Genomic DNA, 17359 nt, shown 5'->3' with positions numbered 1-17359 from the left:
ACCACAGGCGGCGCAAGCCGCCGCAGACCTACTGGAGTACGCGCATGAATACCTTCACCCCCGCACCGCAGGCCCTCGACCTCGGCGGCAGCTGGAACCTCACCTGGACCGCCGGACCGGTGGATGCGCCGTCGTACGCGACGTCCGGCGCGCCCATCCGGGCCTCCGTGCCCGGCCAGGTGCACACGGACCTCATGGCCGCGGGCCTGCTCGACGACCCCGATGTGGGGCTTCGCGAGGCGGACCAGATGTGGATCGGGCACTCGCAGTGGACGTACGCCCGCCACTTCGCATGGGACGGCACGATCGCGGGGGAGCGGATCGAGCTCGTGGCCGAAGGGCTGGACACCTTCGCCACGGTCACGCTGAACGGCCACGAGGTGGCCATGACGGCGGACCAGCACATCGGGTACCGCTGGGACGTGGCCCACCTGCTCCTTCCTGGCGAGAACCTGCTCGAGATCCGCTTCGGGTCAGCCTGGGACGCCGCGCACGAGTGCGAGATCCAGGTCGGTGAGCTGCCCCGGCCGTACGACGAGCCGTACCCCTTCGTCCGCAAGAGTGCCTGCAACTTCGGGTGGGACTGGGGACCGCACTACGTCACCGCCGGCATCTGGCAGCCCATCCGCCTCGAGGCATGGTCCGGCGTGCGGATCGATTCGATCCGCCCCGATGTCACGCTCGACGGCGGTTCGGCCCGCGTCGGCATCACCGTGGGCCTCGACCGGCAGGGGACGACGTCGGACGTGTCCGTCACGGCCGTCCTGACCGCGCCCGACGGCTCGGAGGTGGCCCGCAGCAGCGTGGCGGCCGGGGCCGACCGGGCGGTGCTCGCGCTCGAGGTCGCCGATCCCGCGCTGTGGTGGCCGACGGGCCTCGGGGACCAGCCCCTCTACGGCCTGTCCGTGACGGCCGGGACCGAGGGCCACGTGCTCGCGGAGGGCACGCGCCGTATCGGCCTGCGCACCGTCGTTGTCGAGGAGGAGCCGGACGCCGTCGGCACCACCTGGGCCCTCGTGGTGAACGGCAGGCGCGTCCGCGTGCGCGGCTACAACTGGATCCCGGACGATCCCTTCATCGCCGAGGTGACGGAGGAGCGGCTCGGCCGGCGCCTGGACCAGGCCGTGGACGGCGGAGCCAACCTCCTGCGCATCTGGGGCGGCGGGTACTTCTCCACCGAGGAGTTCATGGCCGGCTGCGACGAGCGCGGCCTGATGGTGTGGCACGACTTCCTCTTCGCCTGCGCCGCCTACGACGAGTCCGACGCCATGATCGAGGCCGTCACCACCGAGGCCGAGCAGGCCGTGGCCCGCCTGTCCGCGCACCCGAGCCTCGTCATCTGGTGCGGCGGCAACGAGTGCGTCTGGGGCATGTACGACTGGGGCTGGCCCGAGATCCTGCAGGGCCGCCCGTACGGCGCCGCCTTCTACACCGAGGTCCTCCCGGGCGTCATCGGGCGTCTCGATCCCTCGCGCCCCTACGTCCCCAACAGCCCGTGGGCGGGGTCGCTGGAGAAGCACCCCAACAGCCGTGACGAGGGACCCGTCCACATCTGGGAGGTGTGGAACACCGTAGACTTCGTGCACTACCGCGACGTCGATCCGCCCTTCGTCTCCGAGATGGGCTGGTGTGCGCCCCCGGCCTGGTCCACCCTGCGCCGTGTCGTGACGGAGGGGGACCTCGTGCCCGACAACCCGCAGGTGGCGCACCACATGCGTGCCGCGGACGGCATGGAGAAACTCGCCCGCGGCCTCGAACCCTACTTCGGTGCCCCCGAGGCTGCGGAGGACTGGCACTACCTGACCCAGATGGTGCAGGCACGCTCGCAGGCGGTCGGCGCCGAATGGCTGCGGACCCGCGAACGGTGCGCCGGTGTGGTCATCTGGCAGCTCAACGACTGCTGGCCCGTGCTCAGCTGGTCGGCGGTGGACGGTGACGGCATCGAGAAGCCCGTCTGGTACGCGCTCCGCCGGTCCTTCGCCGAACGGATGCTCGCGATCGTCCCCGTCACCGCGGGCGGAACCGACGACCCCACCGGTCCGGACGGACTCGAGATCGTCCTCGTCAACGACGGGCTCGACGCGGCGTCGGACGACGTCGTCGTCCGCCGCCTGACGCTCGACGGCGCCGAGGTGGGACGGGCGGAGCTCACCCTCACGGCAGCTCCGGATGGGACGGCGCGCACGGCGCTCCCCGCCGCACTCACCGAGGCGAGCGACCGCGAATTCCTCGTGGCGGACGCCGACGGGCTGCGCTCCACCTGGTTCTTCGTCCCCGATGCGGCGCTCGCGCCGTCCGGACCGAGCTTCACGGCGCGCGCCTCGGCCGATGGCGGGTTCCTCCGCATCACCGTCGAGGCGGGGTCGCTGCTACGGGACCTGTGCGTCTTCGCGGACCGCCTCGCCGACCTGCTGGACGTCCCGGCGCCGGATCTCACCGTCGACGACATGATGGTCACCCTCCTGCCCGGCGAGACCGTGACCTTCACCGTCAGCCGGCGGGACGGCGCACCCCTCACCGTGCCCGCAGACCTGTCGGTGGCGGAGCGGTCCCCGGTGATCCGCTGCATCGGTGACAGCGCTGCCCTCGCGGGCACGCCACGGCCGGACGCCGCGGAAGGGACCGCGGCGTCATGATCGCCGGTATCGAGACGGGTGGCACCAAGGTCATCTGTGCCGTCGCGGATCCCCGGGACCCCGGGAGCCCGGTCGACCAGGCGCGCATCGGCACCACCTCACCCGCGGAGACCCTCGCGGCGGTCCGCGCCTTCCTCGCTCCGTACGCCGTCGACGGGCGGTTCGACGCCGTCGGGCTGGCCTCTTTCGGGCCGGTCGAGGTCGACGCCGCGTCCCCCCGCTACGGCCGGATCACCTCCACACCCAAGCCGGGCTGGCGCGACACCGACCTCATCGCCGGTCTCGGCCTCGTGGACGGGACGCCCGTCCGCCTCGTCACGGACGTCACCGGGGCTGCGCTCGGTGAGCACCGGTTCGGTGCGGGCCGGGGCGTCGCGGACCTCGCCTACGTGACGGTGGGAACGGGGATCGGTGCCGGCATCGTGGTGAACGGGGCGCCCTTCACGCTCCGCAGCCACCCGGAACTGGGACACCTGGTCATCCGACGGCACCCGGAGGACTCCTTCCCGGGCGTGTGCCCCTTCCACGGGGACTGCCTGGAGGGACTCGCCTCGGGTCCCTCCGTCGCTGCCCGGTGGGGACGCCCGGGCCACGAGCTCGGATCGCTGCGCCACCGCGCGGTGGAGTTCTCGGCCTACTACGTGGCCCAGCTGCTGGCCACGGTCACCTATGCGGCGGCGCCGCAGCGGATCGTCGTCGGGGGCGGGGTGCTGAAGACGCCGGGGCTGCTCGACGCCGTACGGGAGCAACTGGCCCTGCTGGTGGGCGGCGCGCTCGCCGATCACCCGCTGACCGACACCCGCAGCGGCTACGTGGTCAGGCCCGCCCTCGGGGACGAGTCCGGGGTGCGTGGCGCGCTGTCCCTCGCCGGTGAGGCGTTGCCGCTGGGCGCGGCCCTCGCGACGGCGGGCTGAGCCGAGGCGGAACTCCGGCCGCTCCAGCCAAGGGATCGACCGGTCGCACGGTCGCACGGTCGCACTGTCGGGGGCCGGGTCGGCTATTCCTCGGGCTCGTAGCCGATGAGCCAGTGCAGGCCGTGGCGGTCGGTCACCTGGCCGTCCGTGGCTCCCCACGGCTTCCTCGCCAGGGGATCGGTCACGGAACCGCCGTCGGCGAGGGCGTCGAACCACCTGTGCAGGACCGCGGGTCCGGCAGTGCCGAGGAGCGACAGCAGGACGCCCTCGAGCCGGACGGTGGTCCCGCCGTCGGGAGCGTCCGATCCGCCCAGGGCGACCACGCCGTCGAGCACCCCGTGCGCCACGGCGTCCGGCGGTCCGTCGGTCCTGCCGAACTCCTCGTACGTGTGCAGGGTCAGATCACCCCCGAAGGTGTCCCGGTAGAAGCCGAGGGCCTCACGTGCCGTGCCCGGGAAGCTGAGGTAGACGAGGGGTGCAGCCATGGGATGTGCTCCTGACGCTCGATCATGGTCGGTTGGTGCGGTTCGCTGGTGCGCTGGTGCGTCCTGCGGGTTCCTGCCGGGTCCGCTTCCTGATGGACGGCTCGGGCGGTGGGAAATCATCGGTGGCCGGCTGCACCTCCGGGTGCGGGCCGGTGGCGGCCGCGGTCAGCTCCCGGTGCTGGACCTGGCCACGAGGTCGCTCGCCGGCATCGCACGCGTCTGCAGCGTGCCCGCGTCGAGGAGCGAGAGCAGGAGCTCCGCCGCCACCCGCCCCTGCATGACCGGGTTCCTGGACAGGGCGGTGACCGACGGAGAGGCGAGCTGGCAGTGCAGTGAGTCGTCCCAGCTCACGATCGCCACGTCCTCGGGGCACCGCAGGCCCAGCTCGCGGAGTGCCAGGAGCGCGCCCATGGACATGAGGTCGTTGCCGAGGATCACGGCGGTGACGCCGTCCTCCGCGGTGTCGCCGAGGAGGGACACGACGGCGTCGTGACCGGCGGCGAGGGCGTAGTTCCCCTCGCGTGTGACCACGGCCATGCCGTGCGCGGCAGCACTGCGCCGGACGCAGGCGATGCGCTGCTCCTCGTGCAGGAACCGGTGGGGACCCGAGACGTGCGCGATCCGCCGGTGGCCGCGGAGGTGGAGGTGGTCGACGATCGTCGCGGAATCCACGGCGTGGTCCGTCGTCGTGCCCGAGAACAGGGCCGGCCCGTGCCGCTCCGGGGCGCCGTGCAGGACGAACGGGAGGCCCAGCCGGTCGAGCAGCGCGGGCCGCGGATCCTCGTGCAGGTGGTCGAACATGAGGACGCCGTCGACCTTGCGTTCACCCGCCCACCGCTCGTACGTGGCCCGTTCCTGCGCCGGGTCCGTGCCGACCATGCGCAGCATCAGTGCCATGTCGCCCTCGGCGAGGGCCGTCTCGATGCCCGCGAGCAGCCCCATGTAGTAGGGCTCGGTGCCGATGAGGTCCGGATCCGCCGAGAGGACCATCCCCACCGCGCCCGACCGGGAACGGGAGAGCGCGCGGGCCGATGAGCTGGGGTACCACTCGAGCTCCTCGGCGAGGTCCAGCACGCGGCGCCGCGTCACCTCGCTGACCCCTGGCTGGCCGTTGAGCGCGTAGGACACCGATGCCTTCGAGATGCCCAGCCTCTTCGCCAGGCCGGCGATGGTTTCCTTGGCCATGGCTTCCACAATAGCGTCAGGTTTTCCTTGACCGGCCCCGTCCTATCCCCTAGGTTCGTGTCATATCTGAACCGGTTCAGTAGTCCTACTTTCTCAGCGAGGAGAATCCCCGTGACGTACTCACTCCAGCTCTACACACTGCGGACAGCCATGGGGGAGGACCTGCCGGGCACCATCAAGCGCGTCGCGGACCTCGGCTACACCGCCGTCGAGCCCTACAACTTCGTCGCCACGGCGGAGCAGCTCGCCGAAGCGCTCTCGTCGAACGGGCTGAGCGCACCCTCAGGCCATGCGCCCCTGCTGCGCGCCGACCAGGACGAGATCTTCGAGGCCGCCCGCACGCTCGGCATCGGCACGGTGATCGACCCCCACGTGGAGCGCTCGCACTGGACCACCGAGGAGGACATCAAGGCGACGGCGGAGGCACTCAACGCGGCAGCGAAGAAGGGCGCCGAGTACGGCATCCGGGTCGGGTACCACAACCACGAGTTCGAACTCGAGGAACGCATCGACGGCACCTCGGCCCTCGAGGTGCTCACCCGGTACCTCGACCCCGAGGTCGTCCTCGAGGTGGACACCTACTGGGCCGCGGTCGGCGGCGAGGACCCCGCAGAACTGCTGCGCCGCCTGGGTGACCGCGTGCGCTTCGTCCACATCAAGGACGGTCCGCTCACCAGGAACGACAAGGAGCAGGTGGCGGTCGGCCACGGCTCCATGCGCGTCTGGGACGTGCTCGACGCCGTCCCCGGCCTCGAGGCCGCCGTCGTGGAACTCGACGATTTCGACGGGGACGTCTTCACCGCCGTCGCCGACAGCCTGACCTATCTCGACGAGGGGAAGAAATGAGCACGGACACCCCCGGTACCGCTGCAGCGGGCCACCGCACCGGCCCGGTCGGCGTCGCCGTCATCGGCGCCGGCGTCATCAGCAAGGAGTACCTGACCAACCTCACGAGCTTCCCGGACGTGACGGTGCACATCGTCGCCGACATGTTCGAGGAGGTTGCCGCAGCCCGCGCCGCCGAGTTCGGAGTGCCCGCCTCGGGCGGCGTGCAGGACGCGCTCAACCACCCCGACGTCGAGATCGTGGTGAACCTGACCATCCCCGCCGCGCACGTCGAGGTGGCCACCGCCGCGGTCGTGGCCGGCAAGCACGTGTGGAGCGAGAAGCCCTTCTCGCTGGACCGCGAGAGCGGCATCGGGCTCCTGAAGACCGCCGACGCCGCGGGCCTGCGGCTGGGCTGCGCCCCGGACACCTTCCTCGGCGCCGGCCTGCAGACCGCCTTGCGCCTCGTGGCCCGCGGTGACATCGGGGTACCCCTGACGGCCCTCACCCTCATGCAGTCCCTGGGCCCCGAGTCCTGGCACCCGAACCCCGCCTTCCTCTTCCAGGAGGGTGCAGGGCCGCTGTTCGACATCGGTCCGTACTACCTGACCACGCTGGTGCAGACCTTCGGAGCCATCACCAAGGTGGCCGGGTTCGGCTCCACCTCGCGGTCGACCCGGACCATCGGTTCCGGTCCGAAGGCCGGCGAGGTCTTCGACGTCACCGTGCCCTCGCACGTCAGCGCCATCGCCCAGTTCGCGAACGGCGAGTCCTCGCAGAGCATCTTCAGCTTCGACTCGCCGCTCAAGCGTGCGGGCTTCGTGGAGGTAACGGGCACAGAGGGCACCCTCGCGTTCCCCGACCCGAACAACTTCACCGGTGACCTCACCCTGACCCGCCGCGGCTCCGACGAGGCCGAGGTGATCCCCGCCGTGGGCGCGACGTCCACGCGCGGCAGCGGGGTGCTCGAGATGGCGCGGGCCATCCGCGAGGGGCGTCCGCACCGCGCACAGGGCGAGATGGCGTACCACGTGCTCGATGCGATGGTCTCCATCTCCGAGAGCGTGGCCACCGGCGAGTTCGTCACGCTCTCCAGCACGGCGACCGCAGCCGAACCACTGCCGGAGGACTGGGACCCGTACGCCGCGACCCTCTCCTGATCCCGGGGCGGCGCCGCGGATGAGCCGCGGTGCCGCTTCGGCCAGGACCGACGGCGCCCGGCCGGCCCCCGGTGGCCCGACGGAGCCACCTGACGAAGACCGCGGACGCGCGAGCCGCCCGCAGCCGCCCTGCTCTCCACCAGATCGAGAACGGACTGTCCGATGACGTACCTGCCCGCCGACGACCGCTACGACTCCATGCCCTACCGCCGTGTGGGACGGAGCGGCCTGCGGCTGCCCGCCGTCTCCCTCGGCCTGTGGCACAACTTCGGGGACGACAAGCCCTTCGACGTTCAGCGTGACATCCTCCGCCGGGCCTTCGACCTCGGCGTCACCCACTTCGACCTCGCCAACAACTACGGACCCCCGGCCGGTAGTGCCGAGACGAATTTCGGCCGGCACCTGAAGGACGACTTCCGGCCCTTCCGGGACGAACTCGTGATCTCGACGAAGGCCGGCTACGGCATGTGGCCTGGCCCGTACGGTGAGTGGGGCTCGCGGAAGTATCTCCTCTCAAGTCTCGACCAGTCGCTCGGGCGCATGGGCCTCGAGTACGTCGACATCTTCTACAGCCACCGCCCGGATCCCGACACCCCGCTCGAGGAGACGATGGGCGCCCTCGACACCGCGGTCCGCTCCGGCCGCGCGCTCTACGCGGGGATCTCCTCCTACTCGCCCGAGCGCACCCTGCAGGCGGCGGCCATCCTGCGGGACCTCGGGACGCCGCTGCTCATCCACCAGCCCTCCTACTCCATGCTCAACCGCTGGACGGAGGACGGCACGCCCAACCTGTACGAGGCCCTCGAGCAGGTGGGCGCCGGGTCCATCGCCTTCTCGCCGCTGGCGCAGGGCCTCCTGACCAGCAAGTACCTCGACGGCATCCCCGAGGACTCACGCGCCGCGGCGAACAAGTCCCTGGACGCCGGGCAGCTCAGCGCGGAGAACCTGCGGCGGATCAGGGGCCTGGACGCGATCGCGACGGGCCGCGGCCAGAGCCTCGCGCAGATGGCCATCGCCTGGGTGCTCCGCGACAGGTCCGAGGGTACGCCGGTCACCTCTGCGCTGATCGGTGCGTCGAGCGTCGGACAGCTCGAGGACAGCCTCGCCGCCGTGCGGAACCTGGCGTTCACGGCCGATGAGCTGCACGCGATCGACGAATTCGCCGTCGAGTCCGACATCAACCTCTGGGCCAGCGCCCTCGAGGCCTAGCGCGGCGACGATGACGATGCCGCTGAGGAACGTTGCGAGGGCAGTGCGATCCCGTGCTGCACAGACCAGGGCGACGCGCGGGAGGACCACCGTGGAACGGCAGAGCGGCAGCAGGAGCGACGACCACGGGCTCCGGCCGGAGACCCCGCGGTGGCGCCGGCTGCTCCCGGGGCAGCGTGCCCGCCTCATGGTCTTCGACGTCGTCACCCGCTCCTCGACCTGCGTCTTCGAGACCGACGACTTCGTCATCGAGGCGCCGAACTGGACGCCGGACGGCGCCTGGCTCGTCTTCAACTGCGACGGCCTGCTCTACCGCACCCCGCCGGAGGAGGACGGGCAGCCGCGCGTGATCTTCACGGGAGCGGTGACGGACGCCAACAACGACCACGTGGTGTCCGCCGACGGACGGTACCTCTATCTCTCCTCCCAGGACGGGCATCTCTACGAGGTGCCCCTCGGCGGCGGTGAGGCGCGGCGCGTGACGCGGCCCGACGACGGCCTGGAGGCCCGCTACCTGCACGGCATCTCGCCCGACGGGACCACCCTGGCGCACATCGGCTGCAGGCGCCGCGACGGCGTCCAGGCCTTCGACATCTTCACCGCGGACGTCAGGGACGGCTCCACCCGCCGGCTCACGGACTCCGACCGGCCGCACGACGGCGCCGAGTACAGCCCGGACGGCGCGTGGCTGTATTTCAACTCCGAGCGCGCCTCCGATCGAGCGGGCCACTCGCAGCTGTTCAGGATGCGCACGGACGGCAGCGGCGTGGAACAGCTGACGTCGGACGACCGCGTGAACTGGTTTCCTCATCCGGCCCCCGACGGCAGCCGCCTGGTGTACCTGAGCTACCCACCCGGCGTGCTGGGCCACCCCGCCGACGAGCCGGTGGTGCTGCGCGTGGCGGAGCCCGACGGGCGGAACGCGTGGGACGCCGTCGAACTGATCGGGGGCCAGGGGTCGCTCAACGTCAACAGCTGGGCCCCGGACGGGCGGCGCTTCGCGTACGTCGAGTACCCGACGGCGCCGGCGGCGGGCTGAGGCATTCGGGTAGGACCCGGGTGGGCGGCCAGGGTGCGGATGCCGGGGCGGGGCCCGCTCCAGGAAGGCCGGCCGCGGACTGGCGTAGGCTGGAAGTCAGCGGACACGTTCGCGCCACCTCTGGCGCCGTTCGCGAGGAGGCGGAATTTGGTACAGCGCATGGCAGACCCCACGTACAGGGACCAGCAGTGGGAACAACGCTACGATCCACAGATCGAGGACGTGAACCGGCTGTGTGACACCCTGGCCGAGTCCAAGCCGGGATCGGCGGTGCCCTACATCGATCCGATCCATGACGTCGACGGGTGCAAGATCGTCAGTCTCTTCTCCAACCCCGGGGCCTCCCTGCCCTCGGGGTTCGTCTCCTTCGAGAACGACGACCCCAGCTCCATCCGGATGGCCGGGATCTACGAGGCCGTGGGACTGCGTCCCGACGCCTTCATGCCCTGGAACGCCCACCCGTGGTACCTGCCCGAGGGCAAGGAGCGGGCGCTGACGATGGACCAGATCTCCGACGGCGTGAAGCCGTTGCTCACCTTCCTGCAGCAGGTGCCCCGTGCCTCCGCCCTGGTGGCGCACGGTGCTGACGCGCACAAGGCTGCGCGGCGCCTGATGAAGCTCGAGAACCGCGCGATTGCCAAGCGCGGGTTCAAGATCTACGAAGTGCGGTCCCCGGGGGAGCGTGCCTTCAAGGGCACCCCGGCGAACCAGGAGCTGTGGCTCAAGGACATCCAGTCGGCCTACACGGACGCGATGGGCAGGGCCGGCATCCGGGCCCGCCAGTCCATCCAGTAGTCCCCGTCGTCCTACCCGCGACGCCGATCGTCCCGCGTGGGGCGGTCGGCGTCGTCGTTCCGTGGGCGAGAGCAGTCCGGGCCGATCAGTGCCGGACGAGGAGTCCTGGCCGATCAGTGCCGGACGAGGGCTCAGGCGGGGCCGTTGACCGCGCGCACGCGGGGCTCGGCAGGTGCTGCCTCGACCTCGGAGCGGTTGAGGGACAACCCACGCAGCGTGGCAGCGACGTCCTCCAGGGATTGCTGCACCCACGCGAAGGCGTCGTCGTCCGTCACCTGGTCCTCCGGGTCCTGCGTGCAGGACCGGTGAGCGAGCGCGAGCCGCGCCACAGCACTTTCCAGGGATTCGAGGAGCGCTTCCGTCTCGACGGCGATCTGCGCCGCCAGCGCGCCGACGTCCTGCGCATCACGTCCGCCGGGCACCATGAGGAGCGTGGTTCGGGGGAGCCCCGAGGCGTCCGTGGACGTGAAGGCTGGAGGGCGCTGTGCGCTCATGGAACTGAGACCTCGTTCGAGTCAAAAAGGGCGCCCTGCATATCCCCACGGGCGGAAAGACGGTGACCATCGCAAGTCTGCCACCGGTGGGGTGCGTCCCCTAGGGATTCCGACGCAGGAAATCCGCAAGTTACCGCCCGGTTCATCGAGATGTCATCAGGGCGAGGGATGCATCGCAGGCGTGCACGCTCGCTCCGGACATCCGTATCCCTGGAGCCCTCACGCCGGGTGGTTGTCCCCGGACCTAGTGCTCGCGGCCCTGCTCCTCGCGCTTCGGAGTCAGGTAGGTGGAGCCGTCCGCGTTCCGCACCACGGTCCACTGCTGCAGTTCCTCCTGCCGCCGGCGCTGCGCCTCGTCGTCGAGATACACGATCGGCCCCGCGGTGGAGCCCCGCTGGGCCGGCCCGAAGAACATGCGTAGCTTGCCGGTTGCAGCCATGAACCGTGCTGACAAGGGTTCCTTGGTGCTCATGATCGGGGCCTCTCGTGGGTCATCGATGCGTCCGGGTGGAGGTTCGTGCGGGCCTGGCCGGCGGGGGAGCTCGGCAGTTCGGTCCCCGTGGCCCTGATGATCGCGTGCATCGCCTCGTTGAGTGCGTCCACCTGGTCCCGGGTGAGCCCGAGGCGCTTCATCATGGTGCCGGGGACGTCGACCGCGCGGGACCGCAGGTCCCGTCCGGCAGTCGTCAGCTCGACGGCGAGTGCCCGCTCATTGCCCGGGACGCGCGTCCGGGTGAGGAGTCCGAGGGCCTCCAGCCGCTTGAGCATCGGGGAGAGGGTCGCCGATTCCATGGCGAGCGCCCGGCCGATGTTCCTGACCGTGCGGGGGCTCTCCTCCCAGAGCGAGAGCATCACCAGATACTGGGGGTGGGTGAGGCCGAGGTCGTCGAGGACCGGACGATAGGCGCCGACCACGCTCCTGGAAGCGACCGACAGGGCGAAGCAGAGTTGTCTTTCGAGCAACAGGTCGTCATCCATCCGCGTCGTCATCCTCCTCCTGTATTTCGTACCCTAATGATTAGTGTACTACTGGTGAGTCCCAGGATGCCCACGAAGTCCTCGTCCTGGTCCTCATTCCGGCAGCGAGCCCGGGAAGCGCCAGAGCCAGTCTCCGACCCGCCCCCAGGGCTGGCCGATGCCGGCTGACGCGGAGGGGAGGCCGGGAGGGGGCTCTTGGCAGCGGAGGTTCCTCATCGATGAGTTCGTTGAGTGCCCGAGCGAGGAGATTGCACTCTGTCACCGGCAGGGGCATGAGACCGCCGAGGTACGCCTCGAGCTCGAACAGGTCGGCGTGACCGCCGGTCTCGACGTAGCGGCGCCCGACGTCCGCGAGCACGAAAGCCGCGGCGGTCATCGCCGCCTCGATCAGGCAGCGCTGCCGCTCCTCTTCTGCTGCATAGTCCGACATGATCGTCCCGTTCTGGAACCCCGTCCCCACCACCATTCTTCCGAGAACCGCAGACGCGTCGCGGACGAACACCGGTGCCTGAATCATCGACACGAGGACCACCTGCCGTTACAAGCCGGACCCGGCAGATCACACCCGGCAGTCGTCCCCCGGTGCGAGCTGGTCCGGTCGACGCGGGATCAGGGGCCGATGATGGCACCATGGATCCGCGACACGGCTCCTCGGGTTCCACCGCGTATCGCGGTGACGAGGGAAGCGGCAGCAGGAGCGGGACAGCCGGCCCGCAGGATCTGTCCCGGACGATTCGGTGTCCGCTGTGATGGTGACTCGTCCTAAGGTGGAGGATCAGTCCGCCCGGGATGCCGATGTCCGGGCGAAGAACGTTCGCCGAGTACGGAGCTTCGTCACTCATGATCAGTAGCTGCAGGCAGCAGTGGACAGCGGTCCAAGCCCTTCAGGCCGGGGGGCTCGATCCTTCCGATGCCTGGGTGTCGTATGTCGGCTTCGGTGGGGAGGCCGACGAGGTCGACGTGTCCGGCTACCTTTCCGGGCTGATAGGCCTGCCCCGTGCCGATCGCGATCTCCTCTCGTACGCCATCAACGAGATGCTCGCGGAGAAGGGACTCGTCATCACCGGCGCCCAGTACAGCCAGGACGGCGCAACCGGGAAGACCTGGGTCGCAGATGGCCTGTACCGGCTGCTCGTCGCCTCCAACGAGGTCAGCACCGGCCATCCATTCCGCCCGCGGTCCGGGCGCCCTGCAGAGGGTGACGCGGGACGGCCGGAGGATCGGGCCGGGTTCCTGGCCCACGAGGCCAGGCGATGCGATGCCCTGTCCCGGAGCGGGCTCCTCGATTCCGGCGCGGAGGAGCGCTTCGACAGGATCACCGCGAAGGCCCGCCGGCGTTTCGGAACGTCCTCGGCGTCCATCGCACTGATCACCGATGACCGGCAGGTCATCAAATCCGTGGTGGGACCGATCGGGCAGGACCTGCCCCGCGACGTCGCTCTCTGTTCCCGCACCGTCGAAGCGGACCGCACCCTGGTCATCACCGATGCTCGCAGCGACCCCGACTACAGCGACCACCCCCTCGTCGCCGGGAGTCCCGAGATCCGGTTCTACGCGGGACACCCCCTGACCAGTGCCGACGGGTGGCGCATCGGCTCCCTCTGCGTCATCGACGATCGGCCGCGGGCCTTCACACCAGCCGACGCACGCGACCTGCGGCTCCTCGCAGCCCAGGTGCAGCTCGAGATGTGGACCGGAGAACCACCGGGGTAGACGCGTTCCATCATCCGTGCGGTGGGCCCCTTCCCCGGGCAACCGGACACCGGTTCCGACCCCGTTCCGGGTGGACTGCGCCTCACTCCGCCGGGTCAGCGGGGAAGGGCCGCGATCCACTCGGAGAAGTCGGTGAGCTCGGTGCCGGTGACGACGGCGGCGGGGCCTGCGTCCATCGGATCGCTGAGGAGGGCCAGGGATTCGGCCGGCAGGTCCTTCGTGGACTCCCAGACGATCGACGTGGGCGATCCCGAGTCCGGCCAGCACAGGAAGACGAGAGGATCAGCGGTGGTGGACTCCACGATGCCGACACGGTGATGGAGCAGGTCCGCGAGTTCGCTCGTGAACATGGGCGCTGACACGTCTCCCGCAGTGAGGAGGACGCCTGATTCCAGGGTTCCCTTGCGTCCGCGGGGGAGCGGGTACGACTCAGCCCGTAGGCTGGCGCCCTGCCAGGGTGCGACGTCGCCTGGCACCGCGGGAGCCGTGGTCTGCTGCCGGGGGGTGCTCTGCTGCAGGAAAGCGACCAGGTCGGTGTAGCCGATGCTGATCCTGGTCGCCGTGAAGAGCATCCTGCCGCCCACGTCCCTGACGTCGATCCCGCCGAGGGCGTTGGGCGCCGGACGGACCGAACCGATGTCGGTCAGGGCGACGACCCGCGTCGCTCGGAACCACGGGCGGACCGTCAGGTGGTCGTCGAACGCCTCGACCCTGAACCGGTGGATGCCCATGGCGAGAACCACAAAGACCGCCCCGGCCACCGTGATCCCGGCCGCACCGACCAGGGGACCCGGACCCTCCAACTCCTCGGTCCTGGCGACCGAGACGATCGTGAAGAATCCCCCGACAACCAGGAGGACGATGCCGAGCACCCGGAACAGGGCAGCCTGCCAGCGCCGATTCCTCACGACGAACAGCGCCCCCGTGTCTGCATCCGTGCGAGCCGTTCCGCGACCGCTCCGGTCACCCCGGCGGACGGCCCCGCCGACGATCACGGGGATCACGCTCGACAGCAGGACCGTGACGACCACGGGAATCATGATGGGAGACATCCACCGAATGTAGCCCGTACCGCACGTGCAGTGTCCTCGCCGCACAGAACACCGCAGCACGGGACAGCCCACACGCCCACTCCGGCAGGCGACGGCAGTGCTGTCGCAGGAGACAGTACCGGCAGTCAGGCCGAGCGTGAGGTGTTCCGCCGTGGTGCGTCACTCCGAGCACCGCGGCTGGCCGACGCCACGCGCGCGTGGTCGTCCACCCTGATCACGGCTCGATCCTCGCCGACGGCGTCGACCCGGGGAAGGGGCTGCAGGTGCGGAGGATCGTGGCGCTGATGATGAGGCCTGCGGTGCAGGAGCGGGCTGATAACCGCCACGCCTGCGTAGAGGGCGATGGCGAGCACCGTGATGGTGGCTCCCGGGGAGAGCGCATGGAAATACGTGATGGAGAGGCCGACGACGCAGACGGTTCCGCCCAGCACCATGGCCAGTCCCATGGTGGCGCGGAAGGAGGGCGCGATGAGCTGCGCCACGGCGACCGGCACGATCATCAGTGCCGACACCAGCAGGACGCCGACCACACGCATGGAGATCGCCACGGTCAGCGCGGCGGTGACGGCGACCAGGATGTTCAGGGCCCGCACCGGCAGCCCGCTGGCGCGGGCGAACTCCTCGTCGTAGCAGAGGGCGAACAGTGCCGGCCGCAGGCCGAGGCCGACGCCGAGGATGAGGACGGCCAGTCCGGCGCTGAGCCACACGTCGAGGGAGTCGACGGTGGAGATGGATCCGAAGAGGTACCCGGTGAGATTCGCCGCTGTTCCGCCCGCGAGCCCGATGAGGAGCACGCCGCCGGCGATACCACCGTAGAACAGCATCGCCAGGGCGACATCGGCGCTGGTGCGGCCGCGTTCGCGGACGAACTCGATGAGGAGCGCCCCGATGATGGCGGCGGCGACCGCACCGGGCACGGCCAGGGCGTCGGCGGATGCGGTGCCGGCGGCAGCGCCGGCGAGCCATCCCATCGCGACACCTGTCAGGGCGACATGGCCGATGCCGTCGCCGAGCAGTGCAAGGCGGCGTTGGACGAGGTACGTGCCGATGACCGGAGCGCTGACACCGACGAGGCCGGCGATGAGCAGGGCCCGCTGCATCAGCTCACTGGACAGCATGGACAGCAGGGTGTCGAGGAAGGTCATGATGATCCTCCCCCGCCGGTCGTGAGGTCGAGTGCGTGATGGTCCGGGTGGGGTGCGCGGCCCGTCCCTCGGACGTGCGCGTCCTCCCAGGCGTCGGAGGGCAGTGTGCTCCGGGCCCTCGACGGAGGGCCCTCGATGCCTGCGGCGCCGTCGTGACTCACCCGGCCGTGGTCGAGGACGACGGTGCGGTGGATCAGCGGGGCGAGGGCGCCGGGATCGTGCAGCACGACCAGGATGGTGGTTCCCCGCGCCTGGAGACCGCGCAGTGTGACCGCGAGTGCCGCCTGCGAGTCCTGGTCGATACCGGACAGCGGCTCGTCGATGATCAGCAGGTCCGGCCGGCGGATCAGGGCGCGGGCGATCAGCACGCGCTGCTGCTGTCCGCCGGAGAAGAGGTGCACGTTGTCGCGGGCGCGTTCGCGCAGACCGACCTGCCCGAGGGCGTCCTGCGCGCGCTCGCGAGCGTGCGGCCCGGGAGTCAGGCGCCGATGGTCCAGCAAGCCGGCGGCGACGACTTCCTCGGCGGTGACGCTCATGCCCGGCTGGGCGTTCACGCGCTGCGGGACGTACCCCACGCGTGACCAGGGCACGGTGCGGCGCATCGCGAGGTCCGCGCCGTACACGGCGATCCGCCCGCGGGTGGGCGGCACCAGTCCCAGAAGGGCCCTGACCAGGGTCGTCTTCCCCGAGCCGTTCGCCCCGAGGAGGGCGAGGGTCTGGCCGTCCGCGACCTCCAGGTCGATGCCCTCGAGGACGGAGTGCGCGCCGAGCTGCACGTGGAGTCCGTCGATCTGCACCGCAGGATGCCGGCCGGCACGGTCACGCACAGCCGAGGGCTTCCCGCAGGGCGCTGAGGTTGCCGCGCATGACGTCGAGGTAGTCGCCGCTGGTGTCCGCGTGCGATTCGATCGGATCGAGCAGCGCCGTCGTCACGCCGAGGTCCGCGGCCAGCGTCTCGGCGACCTTCGGATTGACGAGGGATTCCGTGAAGATGGTCGTGACGTCCTGGCCCTCGATGACGCGGCGGATCTTCGCGATCCGGGCCGGCGCCGGTTCGGCTTCGGGGTCGATGCCCGAGACCCCGGTCTGCTCGAGATCGTAGCGGTCCGTCAGGTAGCCGTACGCCTCGTGGGAGACGACGATCGTGCGGCGCTCGCACGTGGCGAGACCCGTGCTGAAGTCCTCGTCGAGGGTGGACAGCTCCTGGTTGAGCTGGTCGGCGTTCGCCGCATACTCTGCTGCGTTCTGCGGGTCCAGTTCGCCGAGACGTTCGGCGACCACGTCCGTGACGTCGCCGAGGCGTTCCGGGTCGAGCCAGAAGTGGGGGTCCCCCGCGTCGTCGTCCTCGGCCGTGCCGCCGCCGGCGGTCGAGAGCTGTGCGGCATCCGCCACGTCGATGGAATGCTCCGGTGCGGTCTGCACGACCGCTTCGTCCACAGCGGCCTGGAAGCCGGAGGCGAAGACCACTGCGGAGGCGTCGGCCAGTTCGGCGACCTTTGCCGGTGAGAGTTCGAGGTTGTGGGGCTCTGCGCCGGGCGGGGTGATGGTGCCGATCTCGACGGTGTCCCCGCCCACGCGCTCGACGACGAACTGGAGGGGGTAGAACGAGGTGAGCACCTTCATCGACGTACTGGTCGCGCCGGCGGGATCGGCGGGGTCGGCCGGCGGGGCGCAGGCGGACAGGGCGAGGGCTGCCATGACCGGCAGAACGAGGATTGGACGCGACAGG

The 17359-nt window shown here is 70.4% G+C and carries 18 protein-coding genes; 8 read left to right on the top strand and 10 right to left on the bottom strand.

The window, feature by feature from the left end:
* Nucleotides 1-44 precede the first annotated feature (44 nt).
* Entirely contained in the window at nucleotides 45-2636 is a 2592-nt protein-coding gene (locus NVV32_RS15315; RefSeq protein WP_422390730.1) for a glycosyl hydrolase 2 galactose-binding domain-containing protein, read from the top strand.
* Nucleotides 2633-3550, top strand: coding sequence for an ROK family protein (locus NVV32_RS15310; RefSeq protein WP_422390729.1), 918 nt, complete (start codon nucleotides 2633-2635; stop codon nucleotides 3548-3550). Before NVV32_RS15315 ends, NVV32_RS15310 begins: the two co-directional genes overlap by 4 nt.
* An 83-nt stretch (nucleotides 3551-3633) precedes the next feature.
* Here NVV32_RS15310 and NVV32_RS15305 read toward each other — a convergent pair whose 3' ends face one another.
* Nucleotides 3634-4035, bottom strand: coding sequence for a VOC family protein (locus tag NVV32_RS15305; protein ID WP_422390728.1), 402 nt, complete (start codon nucleotides 4033-4035; stop codon nucleotides 3634-3636).
* Between the two features lie 165 nt (nucleotides 4036-4200).
* On the bottom strand, nucleotides 4201-5220 hold the full coding sequence (locus tag NVV32_RS15300) for a LacI family DNA-binding transcriptional regulator (RefSeq protein ID WP_055766959.1): 1020 nt from the start codon (nucleotides 5218-5220) through the stop codon (nucleotides 4201-4203).
* 111 nt (nucleotides 5221-5331) lie between these two features.
* Between NVV32_RS15300 and NVV32_RS15295 the strand changes: the two genes are divergently transcribed.
* From NVV32_RS15295 to NVV32_RS15275, 5 genes are all read left to right on the top strand, one after another.
* Nucleotides 5332-6066 carry a sugar phosphate isomerase/epimerase family protein gene (locus NVV32_RS15295; protein WP_422390727.1) on the top strand — a complete coding sequence of 245 codons (735 nt, stop codon included), beginning with the start codon at nucleotides 5332-5334 and terminating at the stop codon, nucleotides 6064-6066.
* Nucleotides 6063-7205, top strand: coding sequence for a Gfo/Idh/MocA family protein (locus tag NVV32_RS15290; protein WP_422390726.1), 1143 nt, complete (start codon nucleotides 6063-6065; stop codon nucleotides 7203-7205). The genes NVV32_RS15295 and NVV32_RS15290 overlap by 4 nt, the downstream gene beginning before the upstream one ends.
* Nucleotides 7206-7367: 162 nt before the next feature.
* A complete protein-coding gene (mgrA, locus tag NVV32_RS15285) occupies nucleotides 7368-8414 on the top strand; it encodes an L-glyceraldehyde 3-phosphate reductase (protein WP_422390725.1) in 1047 nt (348 codons plus the stop codon).
* Nucleotides 8415-8505: 91 nt separating this feature from the next.
* Nucleotides 8506-9453: a TolB family protein gene (locus tag NVV32_RS15280; protein ID WP_235498641.1), complete on the top strand. Its 948-nt coding sequence runs from the start codon at nucleotides 8506-8508 to the stop codon at nucleotides 9451-9453.
* Nucleotides 9454-9612: 159 nt separating this feature from the next.
* Nucleotides 9613-10248, top strand: coding sequence for a uracil-DNA glycosylase (locus NVV32_RS15275; RefSeq protein WP_055766972.1), 636 nt, complete (start codon nucleotides 9613-9615; stop codon nucleotides 10246-10248).
* A gap of 131 nt (nucleotides 10249-10379) precedes the next feature.
* Here NVV32_RS15275 and NVV32_RS15270 read toward each other — a convergent pair whose 3' ends face one another.
* The 4 genes from NVV32_RS15270 to NVV32_RS15255 form a co-directional block, all read right to left on the bottom strand.
* Entirely contained in the window at nucleotides 10380-10742 is a 363-nt protein-coding gene (locus NVV32_RS15270) for a hypothetical protein (protein ID WP_055766975.1), read from the bottom strand.
* A gap of 244 nt (nucleotides 10743-10986) precedes the next feature.
* The gene (locus NVV32_RS15265; RefSeq protein ID WP_157365727.1) at nucleotides 10987-11214 is read right to left on the bottom strand and encodes a hypothetical protein; all 228 of its coding nucleotides are present in this window, start codon (nucleotides 11212-11214) and stop codon (nucleotides 10987-10989) included.
* The gene (locus NVV32_RS15260) at nucleotides 11211-11732 is read right to left on the bottom strand and encodes a MarR family winged helix-turn-helix transcriptional regulator (RefSeq protein ID WP_422390724.1); all 522 of its coding nucleotides are present in this window, start codon (nucleotides 11730-11732) and stop codon (nucleotides 11211-11213) included. The genes NVV32_RS15265 and NVV32_RS15260 overlap by 4 nt, the downstream gene beginning before the upstream one ends.
* 28 nt (nucleotides 11733-11760) lie before the next feature.
* Nucleotides 11761-12243: a hypothetical protein gene (locus NVV32_RS15255; protein WP_422390723.1), complete on the bottom strand. Its 483-nt coding sequence runs from the start codon at nucleotides 12241-12243 to the stop codon at nucleotides 11761-11763.
* 395 nt (nucleotides 12244-12638) lie between these two features.
* On the opposite strand from NVV32_RS15255, the gene NVV32_RS15250 reads away from it, so the two are divergent.
* Complete coding sequence (locus NVV32_RS15250) at nucleotides 12639-13433, top strand: GAF domain-containing protein (RefSeq protein ID WP_422390722.1); 795 nt, start codon at nucleotides 12639-12641, stop codon at nucleotides 13431-13433.
* Nucleotides 13434-13528: 95 nt separating this feature from the next.
* Here NVV32_RS15250 and NVV32_RS15245 read toward each other — a convergent pair whose 3' ends face one another.
* The 4 genes from NVV32_RS15245 to NVV32_RS15230 all read right to left on the bottom strand — a co-directional run bounded on the left by NVV32_RS15245 (nucleotide 13529) and on the right by NVV32_RS15230 (nucleotide 17328).
* Complete coding sequence (locus NVV32_RS15245; protein ID WP_422390721.1) at nucleotides 13529-14485, bottom strand: hypothetical protein; 957 nt, start codon at nucleotides 14483-14485, stop codon at nucleotides 13529-13531.
* A gap of 125 nt (nucleotides 14486-14610) precedes the next feature.
* On the bottom strand, nucleotides 14611-15630 hold the full coding sequence (locus NVV32_RS15240; RefSeq protein WP_422390720.1) for a metal ABC transporter permease: 1020 nt from the start codon (nucleotides 15628-15630) through the stop codon (nucleotides 14611-14613).
* A complete protein-coding gene (locus NVV32_RS15235) occupies nucleotides 15627-16457 on the bottom strand; it encodes a metal ABC transporter ATP-binding protein (RefSeq protein ID WP_422390719.1) in 831 nt (276 codons plus the stop codon). Before NVV32_RS15235 ends, NVV32_RS15240 begins: the two co-directional genes overlap by 4 nt.
* Nucleotides 16450-17328 carry a metal ABC transporter substrate-binding protein gene (locus NVV32_RS15230; RefSeq protein WP_422390718.1) on the bottom strand — a complete coding sequence of 293 codons (879 nt, stop codon included), beginning with the start codon at nucleotides 17326-17328 and terminating at the stop codon, nucleotides 16450-16452. Before NVV32_RS15230 ends, NVV32_RS15235 begins: the two co-directional genes overlap by 8 nt.
* Nucleotides 17329-17359 lie beyond the last annotated feature (31 nt).

Origin of the sequence: Arthrobacter sp. N1, assembly GCF_048288285.1 — a bacterium.
GTDB lineage: Bacteria > Actinomycetota > Actinomycetes > Actinomycetales > Micrococcaceae > Arthrobacter_D.
This window is presented reverse-complemented; position numbering and strand designations above follow the sequence as displayed.

Excerpts from the sequence above, each read along its gene's own strand:
- NVV32_RS15315 (WP_422390730.1), top strand. The coding sequence starts at position 45 with ATGAATACCTTCACCCCCGCACCGCAGGCCCTCGACCTCGGCGGCAGC.
- NVV32_RS15310 (WP_422390729.1), top strand. The coding sequence starts at position 2,633 with ATGATCGCCGGTATCGAGACGGGTGGCACCAAGGTCATCTGTGCCGTC.
- NVV32_RS15305 (WP_422390728.1), bottom strand. The coding sequence starts at position 4,035 with ATGGCTGCACCCCTCGTCTACCTCAGCTTCCCGGGCACGGCACGTGAG.
- NVV32_RS15300 (WP_055766959.1), bottom strand. The coding sequence starts at position 5,220 with ATGGCCAAGGAAACCATCGCCGGCCTGGCGAAGAGGCTGGGCATCTCG.
- NVV32_RS15290 (WP_422390726.1), top strand. The coding sequence starts at position 6,063 with ATGAGCACGGACACCCCCGGTACCGCTGCAGCGGGCCACCGCACCGGC.
- mgrA (WP_422390725.1), top strand. The coding sequence starts at position 7,368 with ATGACGTACCTGCCCGCCGACGACCGCTACGACTCCATGCCCTACCGC.
- NVV32_RS15275 (WP_055766972.1), top strand. The coding sequence starts at position 9,613 with ATGGCAGACCCCACGTACAGGGACCAGCAGTGGGAACAACGCTACGAT.
- NVV32_RS15270 (WP_055766975.1), bottom strand. The coding sequence starts at position 10,742 with ATGAGCGCACAGCGCCCTCCAGCCTTCACGTCCACGGACGCCTCGGGG.
- NVV32_RS15265 (WP_157365727.1), bottom strand. The coding sequence starts at position 11,214 with ATGAGCACCAAGGAACCCTTGTCAGCACGGTTCATGGCTGCAACCGGC.
- NVV32_RS15260 (WP_422390724.1), bottom strand. The coding sequence starts at position 11,732 with ATGACGACGCGGATGGATGACGACCTGTTGCTCGAAAGACAACTCTGC.
- NVV32_RS15245 (WP_422390721.1), bottom strand. The coding sequence starts at position 14,485 with ATGTCTCCCATCATGATTCCCGTGGTCGTCACGGTCCTGCTGTCGAGC.
- NVV32_RS15240 (WP_422390720.1), bottom strand. The coding sequence starts at position 15,630 with ATGACCTTCCTCGACACCCTGCTGTCCATGCTGTCCAGTGAGCTGATG.
- NVV32_RS15230 (WP_422390718.1), bottom strand. The coding sequence starts at position 17,328 with ATGGCAGCCCTCGCCCTGTCCGCCTGCGCCCCGCCGGCCGACCCCGCC.